At 53.3% G+C, this 22,826-nt stretch carries 26 protein-coding genes and 2 pseudogenes; 7 read left to right on the top strand and 21 right to left on the bottom strand.

All coding sequences use genetic code 11. The annotated features are described in order from the left end of the window. Nucleotides 1-117 precede the first annotated feature (117 nt). The 4 genes from JMJ16_RS14950 to JMJ16_RS14935 form a co-directional block, all read right to left on the bottom strand. Nucleotides 118-951 carry a carbohydrate ABC transporter permease gene (locus JMJ16_RS14950; protein ID WP_236601503.1) on the bottom strand — a complete coding sequence of 278 codons (834 nt, stop codon included), beginning with the start codon at nucleotides 949-951 and terminating at the stop codon, nucleotides 118-120. 66 nt (nucleotides 952-1,017) lie between these two features. After that, the gene (locus JMJ16_RS14945; protein ID WP_201382462.1) at nucleotides 1,018-1,986 is read right to left on the bottom strand and encodes a carbohydrate ABC transporter permease; all 969 of its coding nucleotides are present in this window, start codon (nucleotides 1,984-1,986) and stop codon (nucleotides 1,018-1,020) included. Between the two features lie 2 nt (nucleotides 1,987-1,988). Further along, the gene (locus JMJ16_RS14940) at nucleotides 1,989-3,335 is read right to left on the bottom strand and encodes an extracellular solute-binding protein (protein WP_201382461.1); all 1,347 of its coding nucleotides are present in this window, start codon (nucleotides 3,333-3,335) and stop codon (nucleotides 1,989-1,991) included. Nucleotides 3,336-3,395: 60 nt separating this feature from the next. Beyond that, a complete protein-coding gene (locus tag JMJ16_RS14935; RefSeq protein WP_201382460.1) occupies nucleotides 3,396-4,460 on the bottom strand; it encodes a LacI family DNA-binding transcriptional regulator in 1,065 nt (354 codons plus the stop codon). A 294-nt stretch (nucleotides 4,461-4,754) separates the two neighbouring features. Here JMJ16_RS14935 and JMJ16_RS54330 point away from each other — a divergent pair. After that, nucleotides 4,755-4,917: pseudogene (locus tag JMJ16_RS54330) on the top strand (IS6 family transposase); the annotation flags it as partial. A 125-nt stretch (nucleotides 4,918-5,042) separates the two neighbouring features. After that, complete coding sequence (locus tag JMJ16_RS14930) at nucleotides 5,043-6,179, top strand: ISAs1 family transposase (protein ID WP_201382459.1); 1,137 nt, start codon at nucleotides 5,043-5,045, stop codon at nucleotides 6,177-6,179. 229 nt (nucleotides 6,180-6,408) lie between these two features. Here the strand turns inward: JMJ16_RS14930 and JMJ16_RS14925 are convergent, their stop codons facing one another. Further along, nucleotides 6,409-8,235, bottom strand: coding sequence for a reverse transcriptase domain-containing protein (locus JMJ16_RS14925; RefSeq protein ID WP_201382458.1), 1,827 nt, complete (start codon nucleotides 8,233-8,235; stop codon nucleotides 6,409-6,411). A gap of 732 nt (nucleotides 8,236-8,967) precedes the next feature. On the opposite strand from JMJ16_RS14925, the gene JMJ16_RS14920 reads away from it, so the two are divergent. Continuing rightward, nucleotides 8,968-9,264, top strand: a complete 297-nt coding sequence (locus JMJ16_RS14920; RefSeq protein WP_201382456.1) for a transposase — start codon at nucleotides 8,968-8,970, stop codon at nucleotides 9,262-9,264. Between the two features lie 11 nt (nucleotides 9,265-9,275). Next, the gene (locus JMJ16_RS14915; protein ID WP_236601578.1) at nucleotides 9,276-10,136 is read left to right on the top strand and encodes an IS3 family transposase; all 861 of its coding nucleotides are present in this window, start codon (nucleotides 9,276-9,278) and stop codon (nucleotides 10,134-10,136) included. Between the two features lie 6 nt (nucleotides 10,137-10,142). On the opposite strand, the pseudogene JMJ16_RS14910 reads toward JMJ16_RS14915, so the two are convergent. From JMJ16_RS14910 to JMJ16_RS14870, 9 genes and pseudogenes are all read right to left on the bottom strand, one after another. Then, nucleotides 10,143-10,679 (bottom strand): annotated as a pseudogene (locus JMJ16_RS14910) (IS3 family transposase); the annotation flags it as partial. A 126-nt stretch (nucleotides 10,680-10,805) separates the two neighbouring features. Then, entirely contained in the window at nucleotides 10,806-11,018 is a 213-nt protein-coding gene (locus JMJ16_RS14905; protein ID WP_374229007.1) for a transposase, read from the bottom strand. A 541-nt stretch (nucleotides 11,019-11,559) separates the two neighbouring features. Further along, complete coding sequence (locus JMJ16_RS14900; protein ID WP_236601501.1) at nucleotides 11,560-12,477, bottom strand: LLM class F420-dependent oxidoreductase; 918 nt, start codon at nucleotides 12,475-12,477, stop codon at nucleotides 11,560-11,562. A gap of 608 nt (nucleotides 12,478-13,085) precedes the next feature. Further along, entirely contained in the window at nucleotides 13,086-13,454 is a 369-nt protein-coding gene (locus JMJ16_RS14895; RefSeq protein ID WP_201382450.1) for a hypothetical protein, read from the bottom strand. Between the two features lie 46 nt (nucleotides 13,455-13,500). Beyond that, complete coding sequence (locus JMJ16_RS14890; protein ID WP_201382448.1) at nucleotides 13,501-13,929, bottom strand: MFS transporter; 429 nt, start codon at nucleotides 13,927-13,929, stop codon at nucleotides 13,501-13,503. Nucleotides 13,930-13,981: 52 nt separating this feature from the next. Next, nucleotides 13,982-14,563 (bottom strand): NmrA family NAD(P)-binding protein, encoded by a 582-nt coding sequence (locus JMJ16_RS14885; RefSeq protein WP_201382446.1) that lies wholly within the window; start codon nucleotides 14,561-14,563, stop codon nucleotides 13,982-13,984. Then, nucleotides 14,524-14,673 (bottom strand): hypothetical protein, encoded by a 150-nt coding sequence (locus JMJ16_RS57080; RefSeq protein ID WP_201382444.1) that lies wholly within the window; start codon nucleotides 14,671-14,673, stop codon nucleotides 14,524-14,526. Before JMJ16_RS57080 ends, JMJ16_RS14885 begins: the two co-directional genes overlap by 40 nt. A 40-nt stretch (nucleotides 14,674-14,713) precedes the next feature. Then, a complete protein-coding gene (locus tag JMJ16_RS57075; RefSeq protein ID WP_201382442.1) occupies nucleotides 14,714-14,836 on the bottom strand; it encodes an NmrA family NAD(P)-binding protein in 123 nt (40 codons plus the stop codon). A 294-nt stretch (nucleotides 14,837-15,130) separates the two neighbouring features. Further along, nucleotides 15,131-15,760, bottom strand: coding sequence for an LUD domain-containing protein (locus tag JMJ16_RS14870; RefSeq protein WP_201382440.1), 630 nt, complete (start codon nucleotides 15,758-15,760; stop codon nucleotides 15,131-15,133). A gap of 112 nt (nucleotides 15,761-15,872) precedes the next feature. Here JMJ16_RS14870 and JMJ16_RS14865 point away from each other — a divergent pair, with 112 nt between their 5' ends. Continuing rightward, nucleotides 15,873-16,115 (top strand): hypothetical protein, encoded by a 243-nt coding sequence (locus tag JMJ16_RS14865; RefSeq protein WP_201382438.1) that lies wholly within the window; start codon nucleotides 15,873-15,875, stop codon nucleotides 16,113-16,115. Between the two features lie 97 nt (nucleotides 16,116-16,212). Here the strand turns inward: JMJ16_RS14865 and JMJ16_RS14860 are convergent, their stop codons facing one another. The 5 genes from JMJ16_RS14860 to JMJ16_RS14840 form a co-directional block, all read right to left on the bottom strand. Beyond that, the gene (locus JMJ16_RS14860; RefSeq protein ID WP_201382436.1) at nucleotides 16,213-16,662 is read right to left on the bottom strand and encodes a nuclear transport factor 2 family protein; all 450 of its coding nucleotides are present in this window, start codon (nucleotides 16,660-16,662) and stop codon (nucleotides 16,213-16,215) included. Between the two features lie 171 nt (nucleotides 16,663-16,833). Beyond that, entirely contained in the window at nucleotides 16,834-17,049 is a 216-nt protein-coding gene (locus JMJ16_RS14855) for a hypothetical protein (RefSeq protein WP_201382434.1), read from the bottom strand. A 144-nt stretch (nucleotides 17,050-17,193) separates the two neighbouring features. Further along, nucleotides 17,194-17,820 (bottom strand): LuxR C-terminal-related transcriptional regulator, encoded by a 627-nt coding sequence (locus JMJ16_RS14850; RefSeq protein WP_255553190.1) that lies wholly within the window; start codon nucleotides 17,818-17,820, stop codon nucleotides 17,194-17,196. Nucleotides 17,821-17,886: 66 nt separating this feature from the next. Beyond that, a complete protein-coding gene (locus tag JMJ16_RS14845; protein WP_201382432.1) occupies nucleotides 17,887-18,081 on the bottom strand; it encodes a hypothetical protein in 195 nt (64 codons plus the stop codon). Nucleotides 18,082-18,092: 11 nt separating this feature from the next. Continuing rightward, on the bottom strand, nucleotides 18,093-18,512 hold the full coding sequence (locus JMJ16_RS14840) for a hypothetical protein (protein ID WP_201382430.1): 420 nt from the start codon (nucleotides 18,510-18,512) through the stop codon (nucleotides 18,093-18,095). A gap of 497 nt (nucleotides 18,513-19,009) precedes the next feature. On the opposite strand from JMJ16_RS14840, the gene JMJ16_RS14835 reads away from it, so the two are divergent. Continuing rightward, on the top strand, nucleotides 19,010-19,375 hold the full coding sequence (locus tag JMJ16_RS14835; RefSeq protein ID WP_201382428.1) for an antibiotic biosynthesis monooxygenase: 366 nt from the start codon (nucleotides 19,010-19,012) through the stop codon (nucleotides 19,373-19,375). A 39-nt stretch (nucleotides 19,376-19,414) separates the two neighbouring features. Here JMJ16_RS14835 and JMJ16_RS14830 read toward each other — a convergent pair whose 3' ends face one another. Both JMJ16_RS14830 and JMJ16_RS14825 read right to left on the bottom strand, forming a co-directional pair. Next, nucleotides 19,415-20,161, bottom strand: a complete 747-nt coding sequence (locus JMJ16_RS14830) for a hypothetical protein (RefSeq protein ID WP_201382426.1) — start codon at nucleotides 20,159-20,161, stop codon at nucleotides 19,415-19,417. After that, nucleotides 20,149-20,400 (bottom strand): hypothetical protein, encoded by a 252-nt coding sequence (locus tag JMJ16_RS14825; protein ID WP_201382424.1) that lies wholly within the window; start codon nucleotides 20,398-20,400, stop codon nucleotides 20,149-20,151. Before JMJ16_RS14825 ends, JMJ16_RS14830 begins: the two co-directional genes overlap by 13 nt. A 438-nt stretch (nucleotides 20,401-20,838) precedes the next feature. On the opposite strand from JMJ16_RS14825, the gene JMJ16_RS14820 reads away from it, so the two are divergent. Then, nucleotides 20,839-22,818 (top strand): hypothetical protein, encoded by a 1,980-nt coding sequence (locus tag JMJ16_RS14820; protein WP_201382422.1) that lies wholly within the window; start codon nucleotides 20,839-20,841, stop codon nucleotides 22,816-22,818. Nucleotides 22,819-22,826 lie beyond the last annotated feature (8 nt).

Here is a 22,826-nt window from a genome sequence, read left to right as displayed (position 1 = left end):
GTTTACCTTTCCTCAGTGCTGTATCTCTTAATGATAGCCGGGTATCAGACACCGGCTATCAGAGTTATGCAATGTCTGAGGCCAGCCACAGAAAGTTCTAAGGCTAGTCCCGGTATATTAGCCCTTCAGGCCAGAGCGAGCCAGGGCCTGTATAAACTGGCGTTGCATAAACAGGAACACTACGATAATGGGCACTACGGATGAGACGGCACCCGCCATTATTAGTGACGCGGTGAAGCCCCCACTCTCGTCAACATAGCTTGTCAACCCCAGGGGAATGGTAAAATTGGGTTCGCTGGTAAGCATGACGAGTGGCGTCTCGTAGTCATTCCAGCTCCAGACAAAGGCCAGGATGGCGAGTGAGGCCAGTGCGGGCTTTGCCAGGGGCAGGATAATACGCCAGTAGATATGCCAATCGTTCGCGCCGTCGATACGTGCCGCGTCGCTCAGCTCCTGGGGAATGGTCAGGAAAAACTGGCGTAGGAGAAAGGTTCCTAAAGCCGTAAAGATGCCTGGCAGGATCAATGCCCAGAGGGTATCGTAGAGGCCCAACTGCTGGAAGAGGATAAAACGAGGCACCAGCAGCAGTTGAGCTGGAATAATGAGCGTGCTGATATAGAGAAAGAAGAGCGCGTCTCTCCCTCGAAAGCGCAAGCGTGCAAAACCATAGGCCGCCAGGGAAGCCGTGAGGAGTTCTCCAAGGACACGTGCGATAGCGACCATTACCGAATTCCCGATATACATCGTCAACGGATGCTCGCCAGTCCAGACCGTGACATAATTCTGCCAGTTGAGCGGGTTGGGAAACCATTGAACTGGCATGCTAAACACATCAATTTCGCGCTTGAGAGATGAGATGAGCATCCAGGCGAAAGGGAGCAAGAACAAGATTGCCAGCAGCCACATCACAATGCTGATAATCGTCCATTGCACCTTTTTACGCTGCTTCATTGTCCAAGTGCTTCTGCTTTGTGCTCTCGTATGCGTCAATGCGGGTGTTGCCATAAGCTATCCTTTCTAGCTATAGAAGATGCCTCGCCGCTGGATACGCCATAGAATCAGCGTCAGCAGCAGGACTGCCAGGAACATCACCCAGGCCATAGCCGCCGCGTAGCCAAAGCGATAGAACTGAAATCCACTCTGATAGATATAATAAGAGAGCACGGTAGTTGAGCGTCCGGGTCCGCCCTGCGTCATCAGGTTGATCATGCCAAAGTTCTGCGATGCGCCGATGAAGCCGGTCACCAGCAGGAAAAAGATGGCAGGAGACAGGAAGGGCAAGGTAATAACGCGAAAACGTGCCCAGGCTCCCGCGCCATCAATCGCCGCTGCTTCGTGTAGTTCCTGCGGCACATCCTGAAGCGCCGCGAGATAGATAATCGAAGCGTAACCCACGCCACTCCAAACCGCCATGAAGATCAGGGCCGGTAGCGCCCACTGGGAGGAGACCAGCCACAGAGGCGGCTGACTGACTCCCAGTGCCTTTAAGATCGTATTGATTGGCCCATAGGTAGGATGGTAGAGTAGAACCCATGTCGTCGCGATAGCCACGCTGTTCGCGATGAAGGGGATAAAGAAAATGACGCGCAATACCGCTCGCCCAGGGATCGGACCATTCAGGGCCAGGGCTACGAGTAGCCCAGCCACGGTAGTCAATGGAACACTGATGCCTACATAGATGAGCGTAATACGTGCGCTCTCCCAGAAGTTTGGATCATGCAGCAACGTGACAAAGTTCTGTAATCCGACCCATTGAATGCCACCCAGGCCCGAAACCACGTCCCAACGCGTGAACGCGACCACGAGCGCGAAGATAAGTGGCAACAACGTAAAGAAGAGAAAGCCAATGAAGTTAGGGGCGATAAAGAGATAGCCGACCCATTCGGCAGGTTCTCCCCTGGCGCGTGCGGCCGTTCGCTTACGAATAACCTTCGCCTCTTTCGTCTCTGCTGGCATCGTTGTCTCTCTGTCGTACAACGTGCTCATAATCAAGCTCCTGCTTTCTTGATCGCATCGTCGCACTGCTGTTTCACTGTACTTACCCATTGATTGGGACTGATCTCGCCAATTAAGCAGCGATCAGTCTGACTCTGCGTAATCTGCGTGATTTGCGCACCTGCCACAGTGATCGTATCTGTGACGAATTTGAGGTCAGGGGCAAATACGGCCTTTTTAAAGGCCTCAACGTCATAGAGCGTAGCTTTATTGCCGCCCAGGATACCGTTTACCTGCGTATCCTGATCGATGTTGGAGAGCACCGGGTTCTTGCCAGCGGTTAGCATATATTTGCTGCCGTCGCCTAACCAGTAACGGATGAAGGTCCAGGCGGCATCTTTATTCTTTGTCCTGGGATGCATCATAATCCAGTTGTTAAGGCTTCCACCATTATAAAAAGTAGAAGCGTTGTCAGGTCTGGGCATCGGCGCGAAGGTAGTCATAAAGTCGTGCGGGTACTTGCTTGTATCGTTGACGTAACGTAGCGAGAAGGGAGAGGTTATCCACATCGCTTCCTGGCCCGTCAGGAAAGGATTTTGCGCGTAGGCGCGCAGATTCTGCGCCAGTACCTCGGTCCAGGGAAAGGCGCTCTTCTCTTTGATCATATCGACATGGAGTTGCAAATCTTGCTTAAAGACAGGATTGTCAAAATTCGATTCTTTGCCCCCATCTTTATAATTCGCGTTTGGACCCAGAGTAATGAGAGGCAGACCAGGAGATGAATAGGCGCCATACACGGTCTTACCTCCGCTGGTGCTCGTCAGTTTCTTTGCCATCTCGCGATAGTCACTCACGGTCCAGCTTGCTGGCAATTGCAAGCCAGCGGCATCGAGCATTTTCTTGTTAATCGCGACGAAGTTTGGCTCGCGAGTGGTAGGGAGGCTATAGTATTTATTGTCAGATTTAAAAATGGCCTCATTGTTTTGAGTCCAGGAAGAGAGTTCACTATCGCCATTCACATAAGAAGTCAGGTCAACGGCGAGATTGGCCTTGATACGCTGAGACATACGAGCGACAGTATAGGAGAAATAGATATCGATAGGGGTGCCGCCTTGCAGAGCTGTATCAAGCTTGGTATTGCCAGTGTCATCGTTAACGAAGCGCGTGTACTTTACCTGAATATTCGGATGCGCCTTGTGAAACGCCTCTATCAGTTTTGCGGGACCGTTTTCGGCTGGGACTCCTCCCCAGACATTCAGCGTAACAGAGTTTCCACCAGTACCCGAACCGCTGCCGCAGCCAGCAAGTAAGGCAGAAGTAGCAAGAGCTACCCCTCCTGCCTGATAGAGAAAGGTGCGGCGGTTGGCTCTCGTAAAGGCATCATGTTGTGGTGTCATCATAGACTCCTTTCCAGTTTTTCATCAGAAAAACTGGCTAAGACCAATACACTGTCTTGTCGTTTAAGAGCTAAGAGTGGGCGGCAGGTTCCCTCCAACCGACCGGGTTGAATCACGCAAAATAACAGTCGTAGGAATAGAAATGCGTAAACGCTCTTCGTCATGGCGTTCAAGGAGAGCGACCAGGCGCTGTGCCGCAATCTCGCCAATGCGTTGCCAGCCAATATGCACGCTAGAAAGCGTTGGCATAGTAAACTCAGTAATGGGCTCATCGTAGAAACCCATCACTGAAACCTGCTCGGGAACCGAAATGTTTGCTTCCTTGAGCGCGCGCAGACCGCCAATCGCCAGCATATCAGCGGCATAGAGTATAGCGCTAAAATCCCGAGTTCGGGCAAGCAAGTCCTGTGTGGCCTGGTAACCATCATTTGGGGTAAATTCTGAAGTCGTAGTGATCAATTGAGCGTCATAAGCCAAACCAGCTTCGCACAGGCCAAGCCGATAGCCAGCCAATTTATCCTGGCTTGTTGTCGTAATAGAGGGGCCATTGATAAACGCGATGCGGCGGTGTCCCAAGCGCACTAATTGAGTGGTAGCCTGTGCTGCACCGCGTATATAGTCGCCCAGTACGCAGTTGATCTCGCGTTCGCCCGCATGGGCTGCGGTGAGCACAAACGGAACGTTTGCTTGCTCCAGGGCATCAATGACCTGGACGGAAATAATGCCGCCAATGAGCACGACACCATCTGCCTGAGTAAGATGGTGCAGATCGCTTTCAGCCGGAGCCTCCCAGATAGCCCGGCGCAGGCTCATATGCAACCCTTTACGTCGTAAGCCTCGCTCAATACCATCAATAATGATGGTATTGAAACTAGAAATGTCCTGGCTTTCCCGTTTCTGCTCCTCCGGCTCGCTCTCACTATCGACACCACGTATCGCGACAACAATCCCATTTCCAGTATGTTGGAGAATCCCCTCCTGATACATTGGATAACTAAGTTCTGTGAGAGCTTGCAGGACAATAGCGCGAGTACGTTCATCAACACTTGCGCTATTATTGAGCACACGGGAAACAGTAGCTGTCGAAACATTAGCGCGTTCAGCAATATCACGCAATTTGATCCGCATGAAATACTTTCCTGACATCGAAAATATTTATCATCATCAATGAAAGAAGTATACATAATAAAGAAACATTTATACAAGATTAGTGAAAAACTTGCAAGAAATTTTCATAGGAGCAGAGAGAGCAAATAAATGCTTGCACCAAACAAACTCAAGATAGCCCTCTCCGGGCTACGAGAATGAGAAAAACACGCGATGCATAGTGAGCGGTGAGCCGATGAGAACCTTTAACAAACAATGCTTAAAACGGTATTGTCAACTTTCTGAGAGGCTAAAATGTCTGGTAGACTAACCATTATGAAAACACAAGCATCTGCCCCCGTCTACAAAGGCTTTCGCTTTCCGGTTGATATTATCGGCCATTGCATTTGGTTGTATTTCCGTTTCTCACTGAGTTTCCGTGATATTGAAGAGCTTATGGTGCAACGTGGGATTGTATTGACCTACGAAACCATCCGGCACCGATGTGTGAATTTGTCAAGAAGAAAACAGAAAGATCCAGGGCAATCGCATCTAAATAATCTCATCAATAAAAAGCAAGGAAAGGGAGAGATACAATAAACGAAAAAAGCAGGAGATGAGAAGATGCAAGAGAACACCCGGTCAGATCTGGAAAGCATCTTTACTCACGTCGAAGACCCTCGCATAGAGCGCACCAAACGGCACCGATTGCGCGATATCATCATCCTGGCCATTTGTGGCACGCTTTGTGGAGCGGAGGGATGGGTGGAAATCGAGGAATTTGGGAAGGCCAAAGAGGCCTTTTTTACGCAGTTGCTCGACTTAGCCAATGGCATTCCCTCTCACGATACCTTCGGACGTGTCTTTGCGCTCCTTGATCCCAAACAATTTGAAGCCAGTTTTTTGCAATGGGTGCAAGGGATTAGCCAGAGAATTGAGGGGGTCATCGCCATAGATGGCAAAACGTTACGCCGCTCACATGATCGGGCCAACGGCAAGAAAGCGCTGCATCTGGTGAGTGCCTGGGCGGTCGAAAATCGCCTGGTGTTGGCGCAACTCGCCACCGAGGAGAAGTCCAATGAGATTACCGCCATTCCCTTGCTCCTCGAACAACTGGCCCTCAAAGGCTGCATTGTGACCATTGATGCGATGGGAACCCAAAGCAAGATTGCCCAGCAGATCGTCGAGCAAGAAGGAGACTACGCCCTGGCTCTCAAAGACAATCATGGGGATCTGTTTGAGGAGGTGAAAGCGACCTTTGCTCTGGCAGAAAAAGAAGGGTTTACCGATCCGCATTGGGAGTCAGATCGGCACGTGGAGAAAGGGCATGGTCGACTGGAGATTCGTGAGCATTGGACCTTGAGCGATCCAGCCATCCTGGCTCATCTGGACCCTGATGGCAAGTGGAAAGGCTTGCAAGCCATTGGGGTCGTTCGAGCTGAGCGGCGGATGCAAGAGAAGACAACGAAAGAAACGCGTTACTTCTTGCTCAGTTTTTCTTCCGTCAAAACGTTTGCGATGGCCGTCAGAAGCCACTGGGGGATCGAAAACCGTCTGCATTGGGTGCTTGATCTTGCCTTTCGGGAAGATGAATCGCGTATCCGGCTTGGTCATGCCGACGAAAATCTCTCGGTGCTGCGCCACATCAGTTTAAATCTCTTGCGTCAGGAGAAATCCTCTCGCGTGGGCATCCATGCCAAGCGTCTCAAGGCTGGCTGGGACAACCAGTACCTCTTGCGCGTTCTTGATGGGGTTCATTAGATGCGATTGCCCTGCTCTCCTCTGCGTCGGAAATGCCATCACAAACAATCGTCTCGAATAGCACATCCGCATCACAAACACCTGCACCTTTACTTCTTTCCCTCCCATCATCACCACCGCCTCCCCGTAGGGTAGCCAGCCGACGAAGGTGACATTCCTGCTCCTTTTTCCGACTGGCCCCCTCCAAACTGATCGTACAGCTTTCACTGTAATCAGCTTTCCAGCATCATCAGGTTGATCCTGTCCGTGTACGTGATACCGCGCGTCTCTGTGGGCGTCCATGTTGGATGTCCATGTGGCAGGTGTGACAGAGGACGAGTGTTTTTCGCCTGCGTGAAGCCATGATGTGGACCCATTGCGGCTTCTCTCGACCTGTATACCTGTTCAGGTCTTTCAGTGCCCGTATGTGATGCACCTCTATCTGAGCGGTCATGCGAGTCGCCCCACATTGTTCACAGGTTTGGGCCAGGAGTCGTCGTTCTAGTTCCGACCGTTTCCAGGCGTATTGCCTCATTTCATCCTCAATGGGTGCGGTGACATCCCAGGTAAGGGGGATGCCTCCCCAGGTGGCTACGAGTGGCTTTTTCCCTTCACGCGAGACTGTGACTTGCAATCCTTTGTATTTCTTCCCCTCCACATCGATTTCCGCCTTGCACTTCTTGTACACCTTGCTTACTGATATTTTGTGTTTGCTTGCTAACGTCTTCGTCAGCGATTGCTCCATGACCCATTTGAGTTTTCGGAGCGTGTAAAGGTTGTAGGCCATCCGGTAGTAATTGACCAATCCCCGATATTCAAGCTGGTAGGTGGCGATGATGGTGAAGTCACTCTCATTGAGTAGTTCTGCTCGGTGAGAGGGCTTTCCTTTGCGCATATACCGCTTGCATTTGTCTTCAATGACCTTTCTGGGTACTTTCAGGCCGATACCTCCGTTAATACTTCGGCCTCTTCGCCCGTTTTTGTCGCGGGTTTGTTTGGTGTCGCAGTGTAACGTCGTGATTTCGTAATTCAGGAATTTGGCAGCGCTGTCCCGTGTGTGGGTAATCAACGTCTTTTCGTCCGAGAGATTGAGCTTGAGTTCTTCAAGCAGGAATGCTCGGAGCCGCTGTTTAATGGCCTCTGCTTCTTCCTTGGGACCAACGAACGACAGGGCCAAATCATCTGCGTACCTTACGTACCTCAGTCGTCGAAAGTCGGGGTCCTGGGGATCGATGGAGGGAAGTTTTTGAGCCTGTTGCTTGAGTTTGTGGGCAGCCTCCTTCTGTCCTTTGTTGTATCGTTTGCGGGCGCGATTGATCAGGCGGTTGTATTCCTGATTTGGCCTTTTCTTCTTCCCTCTGGTGTATTCGGGGATGAGTTCCGTTTCGACAAACCTGTCCAGTTTCGAGAGCAGGATATTGGAGAGGATTGGACTCAAGATGCTTCCTTGTGGAACTCCACTGAATGTGTTGTTGAGTTTCCAGTCCTCAAGGTATCCTGCGTCGAGCAGCTTTTTGACGAGATTGAGAAATCGCCCGTCCTGGATGGGTTCGGCGAGTGCCGAAATGATGAGGTTATGGTCGAGGGAGCCGAAGCAGTCGGCGATGTCGCCCTCGATGATCCACACAGTGCCTTGCCAGATCTGGTAGACTTCTCGGAGAGCCGTATGACATCCCCGTCCTTCACGGAAGCCGTGGGAGTGTTCGCTGAATGTCCCATCGAAGTAGGCGTTCAGGATCATTCTCATAACCTCAGCTAGGAGCTTGTCGCTCCAGACAGGTATGCCGAGCGGTCTCTTTTTCCCGTTCTTTTTCAAGATGTAGGTTCTTCGCGCTGGTTGCCATTGATATCGTTCCTGCTTCAGTGCAGTAATGATGGTCTCAAAGGTTTCCAGTGAAGTGCCGTCAGCCGTTTCTTCCGTCCCGCCGGGCGTCATCGCACCAGCATTTCGATAAACGCGACCGTAGGCCGAGAGGTACAGGTTTGTGTTGTACAACATTCGATAGACGCGCTTGATCGGCAAGCCCCGCTTGCCGCGTTCACGGAGAAGTCCTAAAAGCTCTTCGGTTCCCTGCATTTCGCATACCTCCATGCGTTAGGCACTTCTTTGATACCTTCCCTTTATGTGGGTATCCTTCACATAATCTGGCCCTCCTTCGAGGGCTGCCCCTTTGACCTCTTAGGATCGTCATTGTTCCCTTGAAGTCTCATATGGGGGTTCCGTCGCCATAGGTATCGCACCCGTAGGCGATCCCGCTTTTGCGCATATGAAACGTGTAGTGTGTTTAGGTGCCCGTTTGTTCTCTTTCGGGTTCATTACCCGCCATTCATCAGAGGGGGTGTTATCATGAGGACTGGGGTCTCACGCTTTTCTGATGTCGTTCTTTCAGGCATGGTTGTAACGGATGCAAGTGATCATCATGCGAGAACTCAGGTTTAGCAATTGGCCAGCTTCACCATGCACACAGGACTTGCAGAGCAACTCTTTACATGCCTTCAAGGGTTCTCCGCGGTAGGATAGACGGCCAGCGCGTTACCTCTCGGCACGTTTCCAACCGTCCTCCCCCGAACCATGGCATGCACACTTTCTATGCACCAGGCTCTCCAGAGACCCGCATCTTTTCAATGCAACTCCCACGATGGTCTCATGACACATCCGTGTCAACCATCATTTCCTGAGTCTGGCCTCCTGTGGTACTTCGCTCAACGAATGGTTTCCCATTGGCGAACTACTATTACCACTCCGTCGCCCACCTTTGTGGAGAAAGTAAACTCGAAAGAGAGAGCTTCCCAAAGGAGAGCGAGAGCCATGCAACATGAGCAGAAGACGTATACCAAAGAGTTTAAGTTGGAGGCGGTGCAGTTGGTCCAGGCTGGGCAGAAGTCTCAGGCCCAAATTGCCCGTGACTTGGGTGTGGCAGACAGCACCCTGTCCCATTGGCGCAAAGAGCTGGAAGCTCACGGCGGCGATGCCTTTCCTGGCAGTGGTCACCAGACGCCCTTGGAAGAGGAGAATCGCCATCTCAAGCGTGAAGTGGATATCTTGCGTCAGGAGCGTGATATCCTAAAAAAAGCTATCAGCATCTTTTCGCGCGGCCCGGCGTAAAGTACGCATTCATTGCCGAGCACCAGAACGAGTACCCGGTGAGCAGGATGTGCCAGGTGTTGGAGGTTTCCGTCAGTGGCTATTACGCCTCGCGTCAGCGCCCGGTTAGCCAACACCAGCGAGAAGATGCCAAGCTTGCAGCTCAAATCCAAACGCTTTTCGTCGAGAAGCGCCAGGTGTATGGCAGCCCGCGCATTCATGTCGCATTGCGCGATGAGCTTGGGGTGCGATGTGGACGCAAGCGCGTTGTCCGCTTGATGCAGAGCCTCGGCTTGTGCGCCAAGCTCCGCAAGCGACGAAAGCCAGTGACAACGAGCAGTGATCCTACCGCGCTATGTGCTCCCAATCGGCTTAATCGGGAGTTTTCCGCCACCATGCCCAATCAGAAGTGGGTGACGGATATTACCGCGATCCCCACGACTGAGGGGTGGCTGTACCTGGCGATCGTCCTAGATTTGTTCTCCCGCATGGTGGTAGGATGGGCCATGGCTGCAACCGAAAATGAGCAGTTGGTGACGCTCGCCTTGAAGATGGCTCTGGTGCGTCGGCATCCCCAGGCAGGGTTACTGCACCACTCCGACCGGGGCTGCGAGTACACCAGCCGGGGCTATCAGGCGCTCCTGGCCTCCCTGGGCATCGAGGTGAGTATGAGTCGCACAGCCAACTGCTACGACAATGCGGTTATGGAGTCGTTCTTCGACACCCTCAAGAGCGAATGCGTGAGCCGCACCACCTTCGCCACGCACGCTCAGACCCGGTCCACCATCTTTGAGTATCTCGAATGCTTTTACAACCCGGTGCGCCTGCATTCGACGTTACAGTATGTCAGTCCGCTTGTCTATGAACAAGCCTTTGTACAATCGATGAGATAACCCAGTTCAGGGTCTCCACAAATCTGGGTGATGGTCAGGTCTTGCAGAAACGTCTGATAGGCATGGCTGGGTATACTGACAGCCACGATCTGAATGGTGAAGCAATCCGGCCTCTGGCTTGCGATGAGTGATCGCCATTACCATGGCTTGCTCGACCAAGGCTTCATCTTGCTTGGCTGCCATGGCCCAGCCAACAATGCGCCGCGAGTAGAGATCCAAGACGGCTGCCACATACATCCAGCCGCTTGCTGTGCCAATGTACGTCACATCGGCGACCCATTTTTCGTTCGGGCGCTCCGCCTCAAAGACACGCTCAAGCACATTTTCGGCTGGCGTGGCAGCAGGATCAGCACGCGTGGTCAACACCCGATGGGTCGTGTGATGGGCAGCAAGCTGGGCTTGCTTCATGAGACACACAACCCGTTTGCGGCCCACATGGATGCCTTCATCGCGCAGTTGCTCATGAATGCGTGGACTGCCGTAGCGCCCCTGATGCTGAAAATAGATTTTCACGATCTCTTTGGTGATGCGCGCCATCTTCTCGCTCCCTCTGCGAGGGAGGGCGCTTCATCCAGGCGTAGAACCCGCCGACCGAAACCGCGAGCACTCGACACATGATCCGAACCTCAAATTGCTCCCGGTGATGCTCGATAAAGCGAAAACGGTCTTCTACGGATGCGAGAAGATGGTTAGAGCCTTTTTTAGGATGTCACGCTCCTGCCGCAACACGTCATTTTCCCGTCGTAAGCGACGCATCTCCTCAGCTTCTGGCTGGAGATTTCCACTACCCACAAAGGCTCGTTCTCCGTTCGCCGCCAGTTCGGAGCACCAGCGGCTCAGTGTACTCATCGCTATTCCCAAGTCTTCGGCTACTTGTCTCAGTCTTCGGCTACTTGTCTCTGCGATTTTTCGCTTGTACGCACCAAATTCACTGCTTCTTGCTTAAACGTCTTATCGTATGTTTGTCCCGTTGCCATGCTTTCCTCACTTCTTCTACGACCCTCCACTTCCAGTTTACTGATTCATCCAAACTGGGACAACTACAGATCAGTCACAATCACCCAGCGCTCATCATAGCCTTCCTCCCACCCGATCAGCATAGTGCAGCACAAGCGCTCTTCTTGCCCACATTCCACCTTTCCGCTCCATTGCTCTCCTGGCTTGTTCACCCACTCGCTCACAGCGCGATTCTACCCGAAGGGTATCCCATCTCCTCCTGGCTCACGTTCCAGCATTGCACCATCTTCACATGGTCTGGCAAACCTTCCTACGCTTTCAGCAAAATGATCCCCTTGGGCCACAGGAGAAAGCTGCCAATGAACGCTTGCATCCTTCAAGTGTTTTCACAATCCGGATCATGGCTGGAAGAGTGGCCAGTTTCCTGTTGAGATTGACGGCTTTAACGCTGAGGCTTCACCTCGTGCTAGCGGGAGGTCGCCTCGATCTGTTCGACAACCGGTATAATCTCGGTTGCTAGCAGGTCAAAAAGCTCCAGGTCGGTGACATTGGGCGTATTGAAAATGGCCTGATCGATCCCGAGGTTGGCTAGCTCTCTAAAGTGCTCGATGGCAGCTGCCGGGGTGAGGCTGTTGTCGCGGCCATCCCTCGTGATACGCAGATTGGTATCTAGAGTGGTTTTCTCAATATCCGCATAGGGGCGACCGATTGACTGGCAGTGGTCGCGCAGGACCTCCAGTTTACGGCGCAATTCGTCTCGTGAGACTTGGCGCAAAGAGACGTTCCAGGCATCGCCGTACTGGGCGACCAAACGCAAGGTTTTTCGCTCGCCCGTCCCGCCAATCAAGATCGGCGGATGCGGCTTCTGCACGGATGAGGGCACGTTCAATGGGCGTGCAAGCTGATAATGCTTACCCTGATAGGGCTTTTCGGAGCCTTCCCACATCTGGTGTGCGATTTGCAGGGTTTCCTCCAAGCACTCAAACCGTTCGGCTATCGAGGGAAAAGGCACACCCAGACCCTGATGCTCCTCTTCATTCCAGGCCGCACCGATACCAAAATAGGCTCGTCCGTGCGAGAGCACATCCAGAGTGGTGGCGGTCTTCACCAGCAGGCCCGGATACCGATACGTCACGCCAGCCACCAGCATACCCAGCTTGATCCGATTAGTATGTCCAGCAGCAAAGGTCAGAGTGCTGTATCCCTCCAGCATCTCATGTTCAACAGGTCCGAACACCGGGAGCTGGAAGAAATGATCCATGACCCAGAGGCTATAGAGTCCTGCTCGCTCCGCACGCTGGACAATGGTCGCAAAGGTATCGCCAAGCTGGCATTGATCATCTGACCAAGTGAAGTTGGGTACCTGTAATCCTAGACGCATCATACATCTCCTTCTGAGGTTTCTTGCAGAGGACGTTTTCCTTCTCTCATGGCAGTATACAGATTAGAGCGCGCTCGAAGTCAAGAAATAAGGATACCTGCCCAGATAAGACTTTCCGTTCGTGAAGAATAGGAAAGCCCTCTTTGCCACTCGAAATTACAAAAACGTTGCGCAAATGTGCGCTTGTGAAGCGGGTTTTCAGACTGTCAATGGATGTGCTGCTCACATCGGTACTTATTACCAGTACTGCAGAGGAGAAGGGTACGCAGAGGCAACACCATATGGTATCGCCTCCCGCGACAAGACCTTCCACTCTCAGTACTACGACTGGGAGAACCGACGCAATGGCCCGTCGAAGATCATGGCAAAGATCACGCCGCTGAGCGCGTCGCATAACGTCATCGATCTCACATCCTCCTAAAAGCGAACCAAGGACTACGATCCCAATGGCGCTTCCTGCCTGACGGCTGGCATTGAGCACCATCGAAGCAATCCCTGCCTGCTCACGTACTACCGAGCCTAGATGAGCCGAAGTCAAAGTCGGCATGGCCAGGGATAAACCAAGCCCGATGGCCATGAAAAAGAGCACAACCAGTGGGGTAGCTAGCCTTCTATCCAAAGGCCAGGAAAGCAAAAACGCCCAGAGCGCCAATCAACAGGCCTAGCGTTATCTGGATACGCACACCAACGCGTCCCGCTATACGTCCTGAGGAATTTGTCCCCACTACGTTGACAAGTGTAAGCGGGAGCAAGCGCATGTCGGTTTGCCAGTCAGAATAGCCCTGCACTTGCTGAAAGAAAACATTAAGCAAAAACATGAGCCAGTAGAAACTAAAATTGATTAGCAAATCAATCACCGTCGCTGCCGAAAAGGTCGTGATACGAAAGAGAACCAACGGCAGCATCGAACTCTGGCTGCGCTGTTCGGTCAGGATGAATGCCAGCAGGACTAGAACAAACAGGCCCAGAGCTAGAAGCACTAGAGGCACGCCCTAGCCCAGAGGGCCACCTTCATCAGAGCAAAGGCTAGCGCAGCCAGCGTAATGATCCCGCTAAGTTGGCTGGGCGGATCAAGAGAGCGCTTCTTTTTGTGGCCGGGACAGCCACAAAAAGAAGCGTGACGAGTACACCTAGCAGCCCCACCGGAACATTGATGTAGAAGACGCTTCGCCACCCAATCCCTTCCACCAGCAAGTCGCCTACTACTGGCCCGGCAGCCGCTGCCATAGCCGCGATACCCGCCCAGATCCCGATAGCATTGGCCCGCTCACGCGCAACAGGAAAACCGTAGGTAATGAGCGCCAGGGAGGCTGGTAGTAGAAACGCTGCCCCCAAACCTTGCAGTACACGAGCCACGATCAGAACAGTCAGCGCGTAGAGAGCCGAGGTGAGCGTAAAGATGCTAAGCCCGGTCAGAAAGATGCGCTTACTACCCCAGCCGATCACTAAGCGCACCGGCCATTAATAAAAGGCTGGCAAAGGCCAGCGTGTATCCATCTACGACCCATTACTCATACTGTAGTGGTTGCCAGTTCGACTGAGATAACCAGGTCTCCAGTGTCATTAATGAAGGGTGCATCCGACGAAGTCCGGAAATGTCGGCTTGATGGACATGGGTGTTGAACCACTCAAACATTGGTTCACCTCCCGATGCCAATTCCTCAAAACGGGTAGGGATCCCGGTGTAGCGCTCAATCGTTGCTGTGGCCTGAACGAAGGTAATCTCATCTCCAGCAAGTTCGAGGTCTTTGCCCAGGTAGACGTATGGATGTTCAAATGCCAGGGCTGCAAACGCGCCGATATCCTCAACAGCAATCATCTGGATCAGAGCATCCGCATGCACGCCAAAACGGATGAGGATTGATCCCTCAGACTGGGCCACAATGGGAGAGGTCAGGTTGCTCATAAAAAAGGTGGGACGGAGAATGGTTGCAGGCAGACCTAATGTACGAATATGCTGTTCAATCTGCCACTTACTTTCGAAGTGTCCGATCCCACTGTTGCGTTCAGCCCCACCGACTGAAGAGTAGACAAAGTGCGAGATCCCTGCTACGAGCGCCGCATCAGCGATCGCTTTTCCCCAGTGCACTTCTGCCTCAAGGCCCCCTCGCTGAAAGAGGTCCGAACACTAAAAACGCCATAGACGCTCTCCAGTGCATTGCGCAATGAAATAAGCTGGTCAAGATCTCCTTGTATCAATTCAACTCCTTGAGACTGAAGGTCTCGTGCGCCGGGAGTATCAGTCAGTATGACGCACGAGCGCTCTCACGTTCCAACCACGAGTAAGTAACTGGCGTACAGTAGCGCCTCTCTGTCGTCCAGTCATCCCCAAAACCAATATCGTTTTTCCATTATGAGACATTGTTTTCTCCTTGCATGACATGTTTGGGTAAGCCCCCCACTTCTTTTCATTTGGAGCCAAGAGACTCCACCAGAGAAGGCTCCGTCCGTTGCTGGATGAAGCACCCGAGGGCTTACGACCAGAGTATAGGCGAGAGCATGTGGTATCTGCTCCAGCGTTGTCTCCCGCTGGAGACTCTCTAAAACGACGTTCGTTATAAACTCTGGCGTATAGCGTTTCCGTTCCATCTCGTCCAGTCCTTCCCTGTTCCTTCTTCACGTGTCTCGTTTCTCGTAGACAGAACGCCCATATCTCCTAGAAGCCGAGCTGCTGCTTAACCAGGACAATCGTGAGACGACCAGCCTCGTGCTCCGCATTGATGATCAGCAGTTTATTGATGGCGCTGGGCTGGCCGTATACCTGCTGGGATCGCTCACTCTCTAAGGGCAGGCAGCGTTCGCGGATACGACGAAGTCCATCTTCCAGCGTGGGTACGAGCTTTTGGGTGCTCACCACCCAGATCGCCCTGCTTGCACTGTATGCAGCGGAACCTAACTGGCTACCAGTGCCTGATGCAATGAGCACCTCGCCCTGTTCGGTGATCGCGTGGACGCTCCCCACCAGGATATCGGGGGTCGCGACCAATTTGCGCCTCTCGTCGCGCTGGGCTACGTAATCAAGCAGAGCTAACTGAGCGCGCACTGCTTGAAAGTGGTGTGCCTGTTCGATCTGCTCTGTCAGACCAATCGCCTCACAGGTTCGGGAGGGCGAATCATACACCTTCGCGCCATCGGGGATCAGGTCGAGCACATACTTGCTTGCTTCTTCGCCAGTCTCAAAGACGACCGTGTGTATGCCGTGCGCTTGGAGCGCCTGGACCGTCTTCTCAATCTGCGATTCTGATGCCAGTTGTGTAAATTCGGAATGTGATACATTGGTTGCCATTGAGAGTATTCTCACTTTCTTGTCTTTTGTGCATCTTGAGATGCATCTGGTGGAAGGTTACGGATAGCCAGATTCGCCTCTAAATGTCTCATCATTAGGCACGAGTTTTCACATGAACTGCGGGAGCGCTCGTTCATCCTGTGATGTGCCTTCATTTCGGCGAAGACGTGGGATCGTTCGGCGCTTGCGCCTCCGCTGCCTGGGGCGCCGAGCCAGCAAGCGGTATGATGTCGAGGTATCTAGCCTCAAAGACGCGCTCGGCGAACTTCCAGCCGTCCTCAGTACGTTAGTAGCAATCATGAAACACAGCGTCGTTCAGATACGAGCCGCCGGCGCGCAGGCGGAAGAGTTCTAAGACATGGGTCCGGCCGACTGCGGTATCATGCGCCGACCATTCTGGGCACACCCTCTCATGTTTTTGCCGGCTGTTGCCGAAACATCCCAGGAAATGGCTATGGTTTGAGGTCGAGCACCGCTTTGCCCGTCGCCATATCGACTGGCACCGAAGCCTGCATATGTACGATCAGCCATTTGCCGTTGATCTTTTGGAAGCAAGCAGTCCAACGCAGCCAGTTACCGATCTTCTGCTCATTGTTCATGGTTCCACTCAGCCGGTTGAAGCTATGGGCGAATGCCACATCATCGCCCACTGTAATGGACAGGTCAACAATTTCATAATTGATCTGGCCTGGGAACGACGAGAACGCCTCTCCCCATTGTTTCCTGTATCTATCTGCTCCTACATATTGCAGCGGAGGCACGATATCGAACGAGACCAGTTCGGGTGCGTACATGGACATGACCCCATCGATGTCCTTCGTGCGAATCCCCTCAACTCCAGCCTCTATTATCCGTTTAATTTCGATTTCATCATTGCTTTTCTTGTTTTCTTCGATTGTCATAGTTTTCTCCTGGGAAAACACCTTTAACAAGGAAAGGCATCCTTTCATCAACGGCGTCATGGCTACGAAGCCAAACAGCTCATGCCAACATGTATGCCCTTCCTTGTGTTGGGAACTGGTACTGTGTGCAAAACAAGTGCTCCAGGCTTGCGCGAGGAAGTTACACACCCTTCACGAGCGTTGTGCTGCCTCCTCACTCGTTTCAAGCAAGAGCAGTACCAGATCCATCCGGATGAGCTGTAAGAGCACTCCATAGAGCGCGGCCTGATCCGGCAGCGTACCCACAAGGAGCGTTGTGCCCGCTTCCTGCTGCTCGATTCGTAGTCCGAGAAAGCGGTCTTGCCACCCAGAAGCAAGGTGCCCCTGGATGTGAATGCGGCAGTGCATCAGTTTTCTCCTTCAGTTGCAGTAGAGTGCTCTGACCATGAGGAAAGTATAGATGGGGTATGCCCTCCAACACAGTCCCCAAAAGTGGAAGAAAAGGAGTAGTTTTGCAAGGCAGGAAGGCTGCCTGCTGGGGAGAAGGAGGAGCTAGAGGAGCGAGTAGGCTCGCGCCAGGGCGACCGTCTGCGTACGGCTACTCGCTCCCAGTGTGCAAAGCAGAGTACTGACATGCTTCTTGACGGCACCCAGGGAAATCACCAGGGTTCTGGCGATGTTCTGATTGGAGGCTCCGGTTGCGAGCAAGCGCAGGACTTCCTGTTCGCGCCTGGTTAGTGAGATCTCTGGCAGAGAGGAAGTCACCGAGAGCGGTCGAGCCGGGGAAAGCGCAGGCTCGGATGGGTTTGCCTCTTCTCGTGATCTGCTCGCGCCTGACGGCTCCTGCTCGAAGGCGACGAGCAGCTTGGCGATAGAGACTCTGGTTGCCGTAGCCACCTCGTCCTGCCCGACATATGTGGAGAGCAGTGCCTGAAGCGCCTCCTTCATTGGTTCGCCCTCATCCAGGTACACGCGCAGGTAGCCCTCTGGCTCCGTGAGAGCAAAGAGGCGCTCCGCGATCTCGCGGGTCTGCTCGTGCTGTCCAGTCTGGTGTAGCGCTACCAGCAACTGAGACAGGTATGTCATCGTGATCCTGACATTGGCTGGTCGATCCAGGTGTCCGCTCCAGCGTTCCAGCAAGCGCAACGCCTCCCTAAAGCGCCGTTGAGCGAAATACACGCGGATCACAGTTGGGAAGGCATCAGACAGCCCCCGATCCCATGGCCCCCCTGAAAAAGAGAGGCGTCAGCCCCCCTGGAGCGCGTGACTCATTGCCTCGTGAACATCACCTTCTGCCTCATAAAAGAGCGAGAACCAGGCCACCTGTGCCTCTTTTTGCTGGTGCGCCCAGGCGGCAAGCAGGGTAGATTTCCCAAAGCCTGCCGGGGCACAGACGAGCAAGAGCCTGGTGGTACGCACGGCATCAGGCGTGGACAGCAAGCGCTCTCGCTTCACCAGAGAGGGTGGCAGACGGGGAGAGCGAGTTTGCTAGAGAGGATCAACCCAGATGGCAACCTACCAGGTTCCGGGGGCAAAGAGGATGGCTCAAGCTGACTCGTCAATACGTTCGCCTCTTGCTCCAAGCGGGCGATGGTGACCTGATCCGAGTGTCCCAAGTAGCGTTTTTTGGCCTGCCTTCCCTGCTTGCGATAGGCGTACCAATAGCTCCCTCCACAAGGCCGAGTTTCTTTGAGGGCCGAGAGCCTCCCGGCTTGCCCCACAAAAGCAAAGGAGGTGTGTGTTTCTAACCAGCGCGAGAAGGTCGCTTCATCGTCTTTGCGAAACCAATGAACAGCGTTTTCTTGGGTGTGGAATACATACTGCTTATGCTCCTGTGACCAGATAAGCAGAGAGCGCGATGATTTAGGCATAACATTCTTTCTCTCATGTTGGGGATCGAGGAGAAGTTCCCCAACATGATCTGCTTTCTTACATCCACATGACTATCTGAATTACTAGGCATGTGTTGCATTGATGTTTCTCTCCGACCAGCTTCAATGGAAAACCTTGTTTGGGGAGCGAAACATCGACTCAATCTTGCCCTACGTTCCAATGACGGAACACAATCCAGCAATGTGACCAATAGATGACGTTGATAGCTCAGAGAGGCAAACCAGAGTAGCTCCTTCTCACGTAACGTGTCAAACCCAGCTTTCAATTGCTCTGCAAAGTTGACATCTATCAGGTTTGCTCTTTCTTGACATGGTGATAAGGAAATGGATACGGTCTTTTGGCGCTCATCACGCGGGTTCTGACCTTTTGTACAGGAATTCTTCCTCCTTCTGGACAGTGACGACAACATACGCATTTCCCTATACTGAAGCAATGATGAAAAGAAGACATTCTGAAAAGAAAGGAACCTAAGACGATGCAAGCTTTCACTTTCATCAATGCATTTGAGATACCAGAAGGTCAAGAAGAAGTATTTCGCAAGGAGTGGCCTGAAGTGGTAGAGCGCCTGAGATATGTGGAGGGTCTTCTCTCTGTCAAACTTTACGAGGCAGACTCGGAAGTTGAAGAACACTTGCTGCGCGTACCGGGTATTTCCGCCAGACTTCGGGAGCGCCCAGGTTCCAAGGCAAGCTTTCGCTTCATCGTCGTCGCTGAGTGGGCGTCAGTAGCACATTATGAAGCAGTCGTTCGGTCGCCTCGCCAGGGGAAGCCGCTCTTATCTTTCCCCTCTCATCCAGCCTATTACCACATTGTCTCCGAATATACCGGGCTGCATGTTTGAGCCTGAGACTACACAGGATGGAAATTCGGTAGGACTCCACTAACCGGTGACTGAACCCAAGAAGGCTTTGGGCTCAGTCACTGGCAGTTGAACGGGCTTCTTCTTCGGACGACCTTGTGGCTTGGGTGGCACCCAGGGCGCAGGGGCCACTTTGTGAGGCAAGAGCTCGCTCACGCTCCAGGCATGATCGGTGAGGCCAGCCGCCATGGCAGGGGTGCAGGTTGTGCCCACATGCGATGGTTTGGAAAGCTCATGATGGGGCCAACAGAAATTGTAGGTACATCCGATGAGATACATCCCCCTCTCAAGTGCGTCGAGGCGATGAGCCGCATATCGGGTGCGACGCGTCAAGCTCGCCAAGCGCTCTCGAAAGGTCGCATTCAAGCGCTCGATGAATGCCGTGTTGAAGACGCTGCCGCCTCGTGATACCTGCAAAAGTTGCTCTGTCTGGGTGAGGTCCCCACAAGCCATGTTGCGAGTGATCTTGACCACCTTCTTTTTCTCTCGGTGCTTCATAATGGTCCCAATGTGCAAGGTGGGCCAGACGATCAGCCAGGCTCGTCCCCCTCCTGGAATGCGTTTGACCTTCTCACGAAAGGCTCTCCAGATGCTGGGAGGATAGACATTCCAGCCGTCGGTGAGCACCAGCAGCGGTCGCAAGCGCATGGCACATCGCCGCACTTGGGCAAGCAACTGATCGGCGAGGTGTCGATCTCGCGTGGCTTGCACCACTCCCGCGAGCCACAGGCGGGTCGAGACCATGATGGCCAGTCCTATCCAGGGCACCAGCTTGTAGCCTTTCCCCGGATCTCATCAGCTTGCACATGCACCAGATCCAGGCTCTCTGTCTCGACCAGTTCCTCATGGATGCGCTGACAATGGACTCCGGCTCGATCTCGCCAAGAGGCAACGGTCCGTTCATCAAGATGATAGACATGGACGATGGCTTGCACTGGGCAGCCATAACTCAGGAGGGTCACCACGATCACGACCAGCTCGGTCGGCGTGCGAAGCCCCTCGAACATGGTTCCCGTTCGGGAAGTGAAGGTCTTGTTGCACACCTTGCATCGGTACCGTTGTCGCCTGCAATCATGAATGATGATGTTGCCCCTTGCAGTTTGCCCTCTTGCGGAACACATCAGATTGGGGCAAAATACCTGTGACTGCTCCATGGGTCAAATAGATGAGTTTGCATACAAATATCTTGCCTATGGAGCCAACTTTTTGCAAGCCCCTCACTCAGCCACCGGTTAGTGGAGTCCTACCGGAAATTCCGCCAAGGCTTTTTTCCGTTGTGAGGAATCACATCAGGCAAAAACACGCACCGCGCTGAAGAGGAGACACAAGCGTTTCCTGGACAGGGGAATGAGAAAGTTCTCCAACGTGTGGTATACTGTTGGAGAACTTTGGGGAACGATGGGTCCTCACACCTTGACGAGAAAGATGGAAGCACTCTTTACTCTATGGCACGATCAACCCCTACTGTACGTGATGCCACACTTTTTGTGGGTAAAGAAGCACAAGATATCTCCATTGCGATTGGATCAGAACATTGGTTTGAGTGGTTGGAGCAGCACTCATCTACGATTTTCTCTTTTCAGACACTCTATGGTTCCTACACCGCACGCAAAGAACGTATTGGCAATCATCGAGGAGGGTGGTATTGGAAAGCCTATCGCAAGTCTGAGGGGAAATTGTATCGGGCGTATCTGGGAAAGTCAGAAGATCTGACCCTGGCACGACTGGGTGAGATCGCCTTGATCTTAGCCACACGCATACACGCAGAGGCAGCCAAGATGCAGCATCTTTCTCCTCAGTATTCTCCCCACCAGTATGCTGACGCTTCAATGATGCCGCTGCTGGAATCCAAACTGCATCCGCCCCGGCTCCCGGCCCTCCTCATCGAACGTTCTCGTCTGCTGATGCTGCTTGATGGAGAACAAAAAATGACGCTGGTGCAGGCACCAGCAGGCTTTGGCAAAACCACGCTCGTCACCCAATGGATTGCCCGGCGTCAGGCTGCTGGCGGCGTCATCGCCTGGCTCTCTCTCGACGCTGGAGATAACGACCCGATCCGTTTCTGGTCCTCCTTCATTGTTGCGTGCCAGATCTTCCATGCCCAGGTTGGACAGATGGCGCTTGCACAGCTTTCTCAGATCTCTCGCTCACCTTTCTCTTCCTTGCCACTGGAAACAGTGCTGACCTTTCTGCTCAATGATCTGGTAGGACTGGACTCGCCTTGTGTGTTGATTCTGGAGGACTACCACTGCATCGAGCACGCACGTGTCCACGAAACGCTCACTTTTTTCATTGAGCATCTGCCCAGCTCACTGCAGGTGATACTCCTGACACGCAGTATGCCCCCTCTGCCTCTGATGCGTTGGCAAGCCAGGGGAGATCTGAGAGAAGTCACGAGCAGCCAGTTGCGCTTCGATGCAGCGGAAACCGATGTTTTTTTGCAGCAGGTGCTTCATCCGAGGGAGGGATTTGTGCCACCGACCCACACGCCCGAGACCCTCCTCAGGCTTTCCACCTATCTGGAAGGTTGGGCGGCTGGTCTCCGTTTGCTTGCCCTCAGTGTGCAAAACCACACGACGAAGCAGACCATCGAGGGTGCGCTGACGCAATTTCACCTGGATACCGCCACGGATCATGCCCAGCGCTCTATTCAGGAGTATTTTCTCAGTGAGGTCCTCGCCGTCCAACCAGAACCGCTCCAACGTTTCTTACTTCAGACCAGTATCCTCAGCCGCCTCACCGGTTCTCTCTGCGAGGCCGTGACTGGCGGACACGAGAGCGCCAAGTGGTTAGCCACGGCTGCACGTTCGGGGCTCTTTCTGGAGGCAGTGGAAAGCGAGGCACCTCATCATACCGAACGGGCGCAGGTTGACCGTCCCCAGGCCTCGCGGGTGTGGTATCGTTACCATTCCCTCTGGGCTTCGACGATGAGGGCTGAAGCGACCCGCCTACTGGGCGAGAAAACCATACGAAGCCTGGCCCTCAAAGCCTCCCACTGGTATGAGGCGCACGCCATGTTGGTAGAAGCCATAGACACCGCCCTCGCGGCCCAGGAATTCGGGCGAGCGGCCCTTCTCATCGCCAGATTCAATGAGGACGCCTCTTTCCGCGAACACCACACGCTGTTGGGTTGGCTGAAACAACTCCCCAACCCGCTCTTGCGAAGCCACCCAACGCTCTGTTTCTGCGCTGCCTATACAGAACTCATGAGTAAAGGCTCCATCTCTCAGCCAGCACGCCGTCGGATAGAAGGGTTGTTTCAAACAGCGGAGGAAGGCTGGCGAAAGCGAGGAGATCTGGAGAGGATTGGTATGCTCCTGGCCTTTCGTGCTGCTGTGGCATTGCTTGAGGGGTATCTCACACAAGCTGCCATCTACGCCCACCAGTCGCTCCACATCCCGTCTCCAGGAGCAGGGGCGCATTAGCGGGAGAC

This window comes from Ktedonobacter sp. SOSP1-52 (assembly GCF_016587395.1).
Note: the sequence above shows the minus strand (reverse complement) of the source record. Positions and strands in the feature narration are given on the sequence as shown.

Bases quoted from the DNA above. Each gene is read 5' to 3' on its own strand.
- JMJ16_RS14835 (WP_201382428.1), top strand. From the start codon at position 19,010: ATGCAAGCTTTCACTTTCATCAATGCATTTGAGATACCAGAAGGTCAA.
- JMJ16_RS14940 (WP_201382461.1), bottom strand. From the start codon at position 3,335: ATGATGACACCACAACATGATGCCTTTACGAGAGCCAACCGCCGCACC.
- JMJ16_RS14855 (WP_201382434.1), bottom strand. From the start codon at position 17,049: ATGCACTGCCGCATTCACATCCAGGGGCACCTTGCTTCTGGGTGGCAA.
- JMJ16_RS14950 (WP_236601503.1), bottom strand. From the start codon at position 951: ATGAAGCAGCGTAAAAAGGTGCAATGGACGATTATCAGCATTGTGATG.
- JMJ16_RS14920 (WP_201382456.1), top strand. From the start codon at position 8,968: ATGCAACATGAGCAGAAGACGTATACCAAAGAGTTTAAGTTGGAGGCG.
- JMJ16_RS14900 (WP_236601501.1), bottom strand. From the start codon at position 12,477: ATGATGCGTCTAGGATTACAGGTACCCAACTTCACTTGGTCAGATGAT.
- JMJ16_RS14840 (WP_201382430.1), bottom strand. From the start codon at position 18,512: ATGCCTAAATCATCGCGCTCTCTGCTTATCTGGTCACAGGAGCATAAG.
- JMJ16_RS14945 (WP_201382462.1), bottom strand. From the start codon at position 1,986: ATGAGCACGTTGTACGACAGAGAGACAACGATGCCAGCAGAGACGAAA.
- JMJ16_RS14925 (WP_201382458.1), bottom strand. From the start codon at position 8,235: ATGCAGGGAACCGAAGAGCTTTTAGGACTTCTCCGTGAACGCGGCAAG.
- JMJ16_RS14825 (WP_201382424.1), bottom strand. From the start codon at position 20,400: ATGTTCGAGGGGCTTCGCACGCCGACCGAGCTGGTCGTGATCGTGGTG.
- JMJ16_RS14820 (WP_201382422.1), top strand. From the start codon at position 20,839: ATGGCACGATCAACCCCTACTGTACGTGATGCCACACTTTTTGTGGGT.
- JMJ16_RS14930 (WP_201382459.1), top strand. From the start codon at position 5,043: ATGCAAGAGAACACCCGGTCAGATCTGGAAAGCATCTTTACTCACGTC.
- JMJ16_RS57075 (WP_201382442.1), bottom strand. From the start codon at position 14,836: ATGTCTCATAATGGAAAAACGATATTGGTTTTGGGGATGACTGGACGA.
- JMJ16_RS14865 (WP_201382438.1), top strand. From the start codon at position 15,873: ATGAACTGCGGGAGCGCTCGTTCATCCTGTGATGTGCCTTCATTTCGG.
- JMJ16_RS14860 (WP_201382436.1), bottom strand. From the start codon at position 16,662: ATGACAATCGAAGAAAACAAGAAAAGCAATGATGAAATCGAAATTAAA.
- JMJ16_RS14935 (WP_201382460.1), bottom strand. From the start codon at position 4,460: ATGCGGATCAAATTGCGTGATATTGCTGAACGCGCTAATGTTTCGACA.
- JMJ16_RS14870 (WP_201382440.1), bottom strand. From the start codon at position 15,760: ATGGCAACCAATGTATCACATTCCGAATTTACACAACTGGCATCAGAA.